The following is an 11,122-nucleotide window of genomic DNA, read 5'->3' as shown; positions in this document are numbered from 1 at the left end:
GGCAGGTGGCATGTAGCTACCAGAACTCATCTGGTTCCATAGCTTATAAAGGTATTTCTGGGATTGCATGTCAAATGCTTCCATACTCATCTTGTCTACACCCGCTGCGCCTTTGTTGGCTTTGATCTTCAAGTAGGCTTCATGAACCGACTTTCTTGAAATACAATATGGTTTTGGCCTGTACATCTTCTATACCTCCTGTAGTATTAACCTTGAACAGTTTCTATCAATGTACAGCGCCTGATAATGCCACTCCTTCGCTCCAGTCAAGTTTCCAAGACTATCATCACTACTACGGGCGGCTCTGTCCCCGTGGAAGGCATCGGTACTTTCGGCCTTGCGGGTTCTTCCGCTTGGACTTTTCCCTTCACAGCCTACCGACAGGTTCACAAGTTCCATCTGATCGCCTGTATAAAGCTCATGCTGCCTATACGCCGGATGCCACAGAGACGGTAAACAGGTCGCCCTCCCTGCTGATAATAAAGTGTTACTGTACTTTAGTTTTGACATCATCTAATCCTTTCGACGCCTCTTCGGCAGTTCATTTGCATTCATCTTCTTTATACTTACCTGACACCTTTAAGATGCCTTTTCCTCGGACGCTCACCACCAGGAAACTTAATCCAAGCAGCTCAGAGGCGGTTTGGTACCTGCTCCTGTAAGCCGATACCGAGGGACCAACCCTCATCAATCAGACAGCACTGATTTGCTCGCGCAAATCATTCATGTCGCTCAGTAGCCAGGATTTTGATATGCTTTCTTTGCCTCGTCAGACATTTGCATGCCATCTATCTGCCCTTGTGGAATTGGACGGAGATAAAGATTTGGTGTAATCGTTCTGGTAACCGTTACTGGCGTATGGTCGCCATATCCTGTACCACAAATACTGAAGGTAGTGGATAACTCTGCCCATTTTTGCGTTCTAATGAGGTCGAACCGCCTGTATCCTTCTGCATAATATTCGCGCGATCGCTCTGCTAAAATATAATTGATATCAATTGTTGCTGGGGTTGCGGCAATCATGGCTGCACTATTGTCGGCTACTTTTGCCACATTACCATTATTATCCCAACGCCATTTTCCGGCACGGGCCCTCACCACATTGATCAGTTCGCGCGCACTTTTACCTGCTTTGGGTGTAGCACCTTTTACAGCAGCTTCGGCAGCTACGAAGTAAAGTTCAGAAAACTTTGCAATAGGGTAAGGCCGGGTACTACCTGCGTTTGGCTGACCTAAACCTGTGCCATTATCTGTGCGGTAAGGCCCCAGTTTCCAAAGACCAGGATAAACGATCCTGCTTATTCCTGATGGGGAAATTACATAATCTGCCCTTCCTGGTAGCGTGCCGGCACCAACATTACTTGTTCCGGCTCCGCTTGGATAACTTACAGCGTTATTGTCAGCATCCAGAAAGGTTAAAACCGCATTTCCAGGAACGATAGACAAGCCATTGGCATTAACCAAAGAGGCAGGAGCCGATTCTGGAGGGTTATATCCTTTAGGCCAATTTCCACGGTATACCGTTGTAAAGGTACCATCATAACGCGAATCCAATGTTTTATCGGCAAAAGTATTTTTAAACACTTCAATAGGTGGAGCCATCCGGTTCCACGGCCTGCCAAGGTGTTGCTCTGCTTCACGCTGAACCGAACTGATTCCCCCGCTTCTGATATTGGTGTAATTCCAGGTCATCATCCAACCCGCAAAATTATCAGGTGCCCCGCCACTACCAAAGGTTAAACTACCGCCATTAAAACGTTCGCTCGTTTGGGTATGATCAGCATATAACAACATTTCTTTATTACGATCATTCGATCCTAAATTCACATCGTAATAGGTATCTACCAAACCGTAAGATCCAGGACTTTCGATAGCTGCAGTTGAAACATCATAAGCTTGTTGAAAATACCAGTTTGCGTCATGTCCGTCAGGATCAGTACGGTTTGCTGCAGGATAGGTTGGGATATTGTTGGGATTTTGCAACCACCATCCATAAGTTAGGTAGGCTTTTGCCAAATACAGTCGTGCCAAAGTTTTTGTTATCCCTCCTGTAACGCGGGCAGCAACTGGTAAATCGGCAACGGCCGTCAATAAATCAGGAAACACCGCCTTTGTATATACCTCGGGAACTGTATTGCGAACTGATGTTCTTACGGGACTGGTATTGAATTTAAGTTCTCCGGCACCCAAATCGAGTGGCACGCCACCAAATGTCTGTACCAACAAAAAATAATCAAAGGCGCGGAAGAATCTTGCTTCCGCAACCAATGAAGAGGCAATACCTGCGGCACTGGCATTCTCAATTACGCCACTTGCTGTATTAATATTCGGAAAGGCTTCTCCCCATAATACGCTGCTGGGATAACTTGTAGAAAGTATTGACCCAACACCTGAACAATCCATATCCTTAAAGTTGCCATCAGCATCTTTGCCCCAGGTAGCCTCATCGGTACCGGTAATTAGCGAATTATAATAATAGGCCTGCCCATACATGTTACGCAGGTGACCGTACATTGCTGTAAGACCACCATTTACGCCTGTTACGGTTTTAAAGTAATCTGGTGTAAAGACACTGCGGGGTTCTTCTTCAAGAATTTTTTTACAGCCTGAGAAAACGACCATCCCAAGCCAAACGCTCAATGTTATATTTAAATGTATACGTTTCATATCGGTATATTAAAATGTTAAATTAAGACCAGCTATATAGTTACGGGTAGACGGTGTATTGGTACCAATGGTTAAAATTCTCCGCGGATAAGATGTTACCGCAGCGTTTTCATCACCGTACGAGTTTGTTTCGGGATCCATGCCCGACTCGCGATGATATGGAGAGAACATCACAAAAGGATTTTGAACGGTTAAGTACATGCGAAGCTTCAATCTAGAATCTTTTAACAAACTTCGATTGAAATCATACCCTAAAGAGATGGTCCGGATTTTTAAGAAAGAAGCATCAAAATAACCTAAAGTACTTCCATACTTAGGGTTATCACCGCCTGCAATACCGCCAGGTTTTGGATATTTTGCTCCCGTATTTTCAGGTGTCCAGTAATCAACTTTAACGTTATTTCTTCTACCAGATAAGAGATTCAGGTATCCGGAAGAACCATATAATGTACTAAGCAAAATTCCACCGTCTTTAAATAATCCTACCACATTGAGGTCAAATCCTTTATAAGCTACTCTTGTATTAAATCCTCCTGATAATTTAGGGTCCACATCCATGATCTGTCTATCTGCTGCTCCAATAGGTCTTGTTGGTTTGCCAGTCGCATCAAAATCGCCCGTGTACTTCACTTTAATCATACCCACATTACCGCCCGGCTCTAAAACATTCAGATGTGGATCTCCGGCCTGCCATAAACCTACTTTTTCGAAATCATAAATGGCATTGATGTTATGGCCCACAAACCAGGCATTGCCTTCGTCTCTGGTCTGGCCCGATGCAAGGGCAACGAGTTTGTTTCGATTTGCATACAGATTAAATCCTACATCCCATGACCAACCTCCCTTATCGTTAAAAATATTACCGTTAACACTCAGTTCCCACCCTTTATTCTGTGTTTGTCCGATGTTTGCAGTATAACTTCCCACACCAGCAGTAGACGGCAGTGCAACATCTAATAATATATCTTTGGTGTTGGTTACATAGTATTCAAATGTTCCTGTCAGTCTGCTTTTTAGTAAGGAGAAATCGAGGCCATAGTTCCATGTCTGTGAATATTCCCAGCCTAAACCCGGGCTTGGTAACTTAGAAACATAATATCCAGTGGCATAGTTGTTATCGCCAAAATTGTAAGGGCGCGAATTTAGCAAACCAAGGGTTTGATATGGACTTACCGCTTGGTTTGATGTTTGACCGTAACCCACTCTGATCTTCAACCTGTCGATAGCGGTTATCCCTTTCATGAAATTCTCATTCATCAGATTCCAACCCACAGAAACAGCCGGATAAGTATTCCATTTATGTCCTGGCGCTAAGCGTGATGATGCATCAGATCTGATGGTTGCACTGATTAAATAACGATTATCATAAGCATACATCACTCTTCCCATGTAAGACATTAGTCCACTTAGGTTATAGTTTCCATTACCGATTGTTAACTCCCCATTGGCCTGGCCAAGATTGTAAAACTGAAAAGCATCAGACGGAATATCACGTGCTGACATGGATGAGGAATTGAACTTATTCTGTTCAGCAGAATATAAGGCCACTACATTGATATTGTGTTTTTCTGAGAAGGTTCTGTCATAGGTCAATAAATTCTCAAGTGTCCAATGGTAGGTTTGCGAATTGCTAACCCCGGCAGTAGAAACCGTAGTAGCAGTAGCATTTCCGATTCCAACACCTGTATAGTTACCATTGTTGCTCTGGATAAAATCAAGGCCGAGATTGGTACGGTATTTTAGTCCTTTTACCCATGGAATGTTAATCTCGCCATAAAATGAATTATAGGTAGCAAAGCCACGCGTTTCATTCAGCCATTTATCACTGAGATTCTTAGTGAGTTCGCGGGTGTAAATCCACGATTCATCCTGAGGCATTCTGATTGTTCTTTTTAGGCTACCATCTGCATTGTAAGGATTTGCAATAGGCGAATTGCTAAGGATTCCATAAACGCCGAGTTGATTGCCTTCACTTAAGTTGTAATTGTTATTGGTGGTAAATCCAATTCTTAAGAAACTGGCAATTTGTTGATCCATGGATGCTTTCATTGAATACCGGGTGTACTGTTGAGTTGGGATCAGACTTTGATTCTGATAATAGCCGCCCCCAAAACTGTAGCTACCAGTAGTAGATCCACCAGATACACCAACATCATGACTGGTTACAACTGCCGATTTATCATAGAATAAATCTTGCCAATCGGTGTTTACGTCGTTAGATTCATCTGCGCCATTAGTTGTAAATAACCCAGCTGCCTTGCGCAGGGCAATAAATTCTGGCCCATCCATCATTGGATATTTTGCAAAAAGGGTTTGTAAACCAGTGTATGAATTATAGGATACTTTAGCGGGAGCTCCTTGTTGGCCACGGTTAGTGGTTATCAATATCACTCCATTTGCTCCCCTCGAGCCATAAATCGCAGTAGCGGAAGCATCTTTCAAAATATCTAAACTTTTAATGTCGTTGGGATTAATATCGCCAATAGAGCCTGGAAATGGAATCCCATCAAGCACCACCAATGGGTCGTTACTGGCTGAAAGTGAACGCTGACCACGGATCAGAATCTGCATGGTCGCACCAGGTTTGGTAGAAGTTTGTGAAATGTTTACCCCTGCTATTCTACCTTGGATAGCCTGTGCCACATTGGGTGCGGGTATTTCTCGAACTTTATCGCCCGATATGTTTGCCACAGAACCAGTTACCGATTCTTTGCGCTGGGTTCCGTACCCCACCACTACAACTTGTTCAAGTTCAGCAGCGCTCGGGAGTAATGTCACATTGATTTCGGTTTGATTTCTGACCGGAACCTCACGACTTGTAAATCCGATGTAAGAAAACACCAGTACCGAATTGCTTGTTGGAACCGCAATACTGAAATTTCCTGTGCCCAGGGTTGTTGTACTGGTTGAGGTTCCCTTGACCAGAATACTTACGCCTGGAAGGGGTTTTCCCTGATCATCCACAACACGCCCTTTTACTTGGGTTTGTGCATGTGCAGCAACCACAAAAAGCGAAAAAAAAACAATCAGTGATAGTTTGGCTAGACATTTGGAAAGTCCTGCACCAGGCTTTACAAAAAACTGTAAAAATTCATTCCTCATAAAAATTTGGTTTATAATGGTTAAAGTTCATGCTTTACTCAGTAATGAGCCGACTGGTTATCCAAAAAACTGGATAATGAGTATCTCTAAACAAGAGCAGACGAGCATGATAGATGTAAAGTTATTCGATGAGAAGAAAAGTGTAAGTGTCAATTGTTCATAAATATGGGATAAATGTTCAAAGGAAGGGATCGACTAAAAACGATAAGGGGAAGTCCTTCGACTACAAAACATGAAGTCGTTTTATGCAATCGATTGTAAACTAAACAGATGCAAAAAAAAGCCATTTAAGTGATCCTTAACAGCAACAAATATGGAAGGAGCCCACTTCGATTATTTATTTTTTCGAAGCAATAAAGATCTTTTCAAAAACTCGGAAATTTTGAATGTTGTTAGCGCTATAAATAAAGATGGCAACTTTTAGCCCTGGGGGTGAGTTGCACTTAATTTTGTGTTTAGAAGAATTTATTGCCTGGTCCAACCACTATAGGATAGCCAGGTAATACTTACCCGGGATCCAGAACAAGTTTTCAGCTCGATCTATCATTTGACAGCTAACAAGCGCTTGCCCTGAATCCGAGAAGTACACTAAACCAAAATAATTTCTTTTTCTCTGTGCGTTATTTTTACAGCAAAAAATGCTATTTGTAAATTATTTTCAGGTGGTTAGTTACTCAAAAACGGCTACGAAACCATCATTCTTTTTGAGGTCGATTTTCAATTCTCCAGAAGCTGGTATTTTTACTTCTCTGCCAACAAATCCGTTGTGGCTGTCGTTATCATTTCCTGAAGAAATTAGTCTACCTGTTTTGTTTTTAAGAAAAGTGAGATTTAATGCAAGAGGTTTGTCGATTGGTTCTCCATTCAATCCTGTAACATACCATTTGGAACCAGATTTTCTGGCTACAACATATAACTTGCCCGGGTATCCATCAATAAATTTTACATCATCCCATTGCGCAGGCAACGCTTTTAAGAAATCTTTGACTTCAACAGGTACATGGCCCATTCCATCCGGTGTTTCGGCATAGTGCTGTATGCCCGACAAAAAGGCCACTGCTGTAGCCAGTTCAAATGCAGCGGTAGTTCGCCGTTCGATATTGGGGATCTTGTATAAACACATCGGCGTGAAATCCATCGGATCAAACGCATTTCTGATCATGGCACTGGCAACCATGTGTTGAGGTGCTTTGTTGGCCGCATCTTGCCCAAATGTGATCATTTCGTATCCCAGTACAGCTTCTGTGGTCATTAAATTTGGATAAGTTCGTTGCAATCCCCTAGGCAGTGTAGCCCCATGAAAATTGACCAACAAATGGTGAGCTGCTGCATCGGTTAAAATATCATGGTAGTAAGCAATCATAGACTGTCCGTCGCCACCAAAAAAATCGATTTTGATGCCTTTAACGCCCATTTTTTCAAGCCTGCTAAACTCCTTCACCCGTTTCTCATGCGTCAGCAGCTTATCTCTCGGTGTAAATTCTACGGTATTCCAATCACCTGCTGAATTATACCAGAGCAACATAGCCACATTTTTTTTTCTTGCGTAATTAGCTAAAACCGCAACCGAATCATATCCAACGGTCTGATCCCAATTTGCATCGATCAAACAATACTGCCAGTTCATATCGGCAGCGTAATCAATATATTTTTTCTGAACTGGGTATATCGTTGCCTTATCCTTTTCGAGCACCCAGCTCCATGCGGCTTTTCCGGGTTTTACGAACGATAAATCTTTTAATCTGGATGCAGGGGCAAGATCTGTACCGAGGGTCGATTCCATAATTGTAGCCAGATCGCCAATCGCAATGATCCGCCAGGGCGTAATCCATGGAAGCGTAGATTCGGGATACAGCGCTCCTCCTTTTATTTTTTCAGCTTCCTGGGGAAAATTGATCCGATATTCGCCGCCAGGTGATAAACGCTGCAAAGCGGTTCCACAATAATTTCTTTCCAGTCCTGCTTCCGTAAGCATCACCCAGGTATCGCCTGTTTTAAATAAAGCGGGATATACCCAGCCGTTAGCACTGGAAGATGGTGTACCTACCGGGATAGCCATATTATAATATACCTCGTAGGAAGGATTGGTATGCTCAAATCCCGTTTGCGCCTCGGCTTTGGCCTGTAACCACGCCAACGTACCTTCGGGAAAGTGAAAACTTGTTTGTTCTGACTGTATTTTTCTTAGCGACGAATCTTTTTCCGGAAATTCGTAACGAAAGGCGGCCCCATCATTAGAAACACGAAAAATAATATTCATTCTTTTGCCTGTTGGTGTTTTGGTCGATATCGCCAATTCATTTGCGGTATAGGTAATCGATTTCTTTTTTGCATTGCGCATTACATAGGCCTCTTTCAATTTTCGCTCAGCACTACCAACAACTTTTAATGACCTTGTAAAGTCTTCATCTTCTCTGATTATGCCCAGTTTAGAATTTTGTAAGATTGTTTTTTTACCCTTGATAATGCTGTAGGTTCCCTGAGCGGGATTACAGGTGAGAACAATTTTTTCATCAGGACTGGAAACATGATAACTTATTGCTTCCTGTGCATAAATGGAGATGTTTACAAGGGTAAAAATGATAAATAAATGGATAAATTTCATGAGGTTCTAATTATTTGAGCAGCAGCGTATATAATCTGCCTGGTTTGGTTGGTATATCGTAAACAAAAGTCTTTTTCAATGGATTAGCCGTTAAACGGGCTTCGGGCGCTATAATAGGTTCTTGGGTTTCGGCAATGGAATAGAACATATTTGGATTAGTGCCGACTGCATTTTTCAACTCAACAAGGTCGCTTTTCATTTCATTTGGAACCCTTAACCGTAAATTTCCGCCAAGCGTTGATTTAATTACCGCCTTGATTACCTGCCCATTAGACCATTCGAGGCTGAGTACCTCAAAGCCTCCCCTGGCCCTTAAGCCCTTAATGGAACCTTTTTCCTTCCATACATCTGGCAAAGCGGGCAATAAATGCAATGCCTCATCGGCACTTTGCATCAGCATCTCGGTAATACCGGAGGTACAGCCAAAATTACCATCTATCTGAAACGGTGGATGGGCATCAAAAAGATTATTGTAGGTACCACCACCGCCCGGATTAACGCCTAGTGGTGTGAGTTGGTTTTGAATCAGGCGATAAGCATGATTTCCATCCTGCATCCTTGCCCACCAATTTATTTTCCAGCCCATACTCCACCCGGTAGATACATCGCCTCTTTGAAGCAAGGTATTTTTTGCAGCAGCATAAAGTAAGGGCGTACGGTAGGCAGAAATCTGGTTGGAAGGGAATAAACCATAAAGGTGCGAAACATGACGGTGTTTATCGTTTGGACTGTCTATATCATCCAGCCACTCCTGTAATTGCCCATGTTTGCCGATGTGCATAGGTGATAACTTATTGCGCATCTGCAATAAACTATCGGCAAAAATACCGTCAACTCCCAGTATTTTGGCAGCACGGATAGCGGTAGAAAACACATCGAAAACAATTTGATTATCCATGGTGGTACCCGCATCAATAGAGGAGCCCCCATGTGCCGCAGGAGCATTTTCAGGAGAAGTACCTGGATTAACCACCAAATACTTCAGTGTTGGGTGCACCACCAGAAAATCTTTGTAAAAAGTTGCTGCATCTTTTAAAACGGGATAGATGCTTTTAAGGTATTTGCGATCTCCTCCATAAAGATAATGTTCCCAAAGATGCTGACTGGCCCAGCCGCCGCCACCATTCCAGATTCCCCAGAACGCACCATCCACTGGCCCGGTGCTTCTCCAGATATCGCTATTGTGATGCGCCATCCAGCCCCTTGCGCCGTACATGTTTTTAGCCGTGGCCTTGCCCGTTTCTGCCATTTCACTTACCATTTTAAGGAAGGGCTGGTGCAGCTCGGGCAAATTGGTCGCCTCTGCAGGCCAATAATTCATTTGTGCGTTAATATTAATGGTGTATTTACTGTCCCAGGGCGGGTAAAGCTTATCATTCCAGATGCCTTGTAAATTGGCAGGCTGCCCCTCTGGCTGAGAAGAACTGATTAAGAGATAGCGGCCAAACTGGTAATATAGATTAACAAACTGAAGATCTGTTGTATTCCTGAAGTTCATTAACCTTTTGTCTGTTGGTAAGTCTGTACCATCGCCCTCCCCTAAATCAAGTTGAACACGATTGAAGTATTTGTGATAGTTGGTGAGATGCGTAGTCAGGATTTTATCATAAGATTTTGCTGAAGCCTTATTCAGGTACTCCAATGCCCGTTTAGAGGCATTGCCGCTGATGTCACTATAATGGTTAAAATTGGTAGCAATTGAGATGAAAATGGTCACTGCATTGGCATGCTCCACAACAATACTCGAATCGGTCGCTTTTAATGTACCACCTTCATTGCTGAATCTGCTGATTACGTTGTATTTTACAAGCCCCTTGACACCTTCATGATCGCTGGTCAACCCTTCCATTACCAGATCTTTAACAGCTGAGGTACTGATTGAAACCTTTTTATGTGGCGTGGTATAATTTGCAGTAAAAGAAATGCTGGCGGCTTTAGTGGCAGTAAGTTTCATTACCACTACGCGATTACCATGTGCGGCAAAAGCCGTTCGGGTATAGGTTACATCGCCAATGCTGTAGCTTGTTTTACTTACTGCGTTTTCGATATCGAGTTCTCTGTAGTAGTTTTGATACTTTTCATGACCAGGGAAAACGAGTTGAAGATTGCCTGCCGGCTGAAAGATCTGTCCGGATGATTTTTTCCCAAACATGATTTTATTGGCCAGATTTTCAGCTTCCTTATGCTTCCCTTGAAAAATGAGTTCACGGATTTCAGGTAAATGGCTTAAAGTTTCCGGCACATCATTTTGATAGGGACTACCACTCCACAGGCTATGCTCATTGAGTTTTATCACTTCTTTTGCCACGTTACCATAAATCATTGCTCCTAAAAAGCCATTACCAACAGGAAGTGCATTTTCCCAAACAGCACCTGCAGGCTGTTCGTACCAAAGCTTTAATTTTGATTTTTCAGGCACCTGTGCAAATGCCAAAGTACCTGTAAAAAGCAATAAAATTATCTTACTGAATCTTAGTAATATGTTATTGATGTTCATTGATAAGGGATCTAATTCTTAAATTTCATAATCGTTATTTTTGAAACTGCTGGCATCACAACAATGTTAGTAAGTTAAGTGCTTTTAACCACAGATGCGCACAGATAAACACGGATTTTCATATCTGTGTGCATCCCCTTCTATCTCCCTAAAATCGGGACAAGTCGTGGTTAAATTATTTTCACTTGTGCCGATGGCTTAACTTCATGACATTAGGTATTACCATGCTTGATACTCGTTCATCCGGAGTA

Annotated in this window: 4 protein-coding genes; all 4 read right to left on the bottom strand. The window is 42.7% G+C overall.

Annotation, left to right across the window (positions count from 1 at the left end):
- Positions 1-732 precede the first annotated feature (732 nt).
- A complete protein-coding gene (locus EYS08_RS17620) occupies positions 733-2,667 on the bottom strand; it encodes a RagB/SusD family nutrient uptake outer membrane protein (protein WP_131031288.1) in 1,935 nt (644 codons plus the stop codon).
- Positions 2,668-2,676: 9 nt separating this feature from the next.
- Positions 2,677-5,769, bottom strand: coding sequence for a SusC/RagA family TonB-linked outer membrane protein (locus EYS08_RS17615; RefSeq protein WP_131031286.1), 3,093 nt, complete (start codon positions 5,767-5,769; stop codon positions 2,677-2,679).
- Positions 5,770-6,439: 670 nt separating this feature from the next.
- Positions 6,440-8,374, bottom strand: coding sequence for a glycoside hydrolase family 97 protein (locus EYS08_RS17610; RefSeq protein WP_131031284.1), 1,935 nt, complete (start codon positions 8,372-8,374; stop codon positions 6,440-6,442).
- Between the two features lie 10 nt (positions 8,375-8,384).
- Entirely contained in the window at positions 8,385-10,871 is a 2,487-nt protein-coding gene (locus tag EYS08_RS17605) for a glycoside hydrolase family 95 protein (RefSeq protein ID WP_131031282.1), read from the bottom strand.
- Positions 10,872-11,122 lie beyond the last annotated feature (251 nt).

Source organism: Pedobacter kyonggii (genome assembly GCF_004310665.1).
Taxonomy (GTDB): domain Bacteria; phylum Bacteroidota; class Bacteroidia; order Sphingobacteriales; family Sphingobacteriaceae; genus Pedobacter; species Pedobacter kyonggii.
This window is presented reverse-complemented; position numbering and strand designations above follow the sequence as displayed.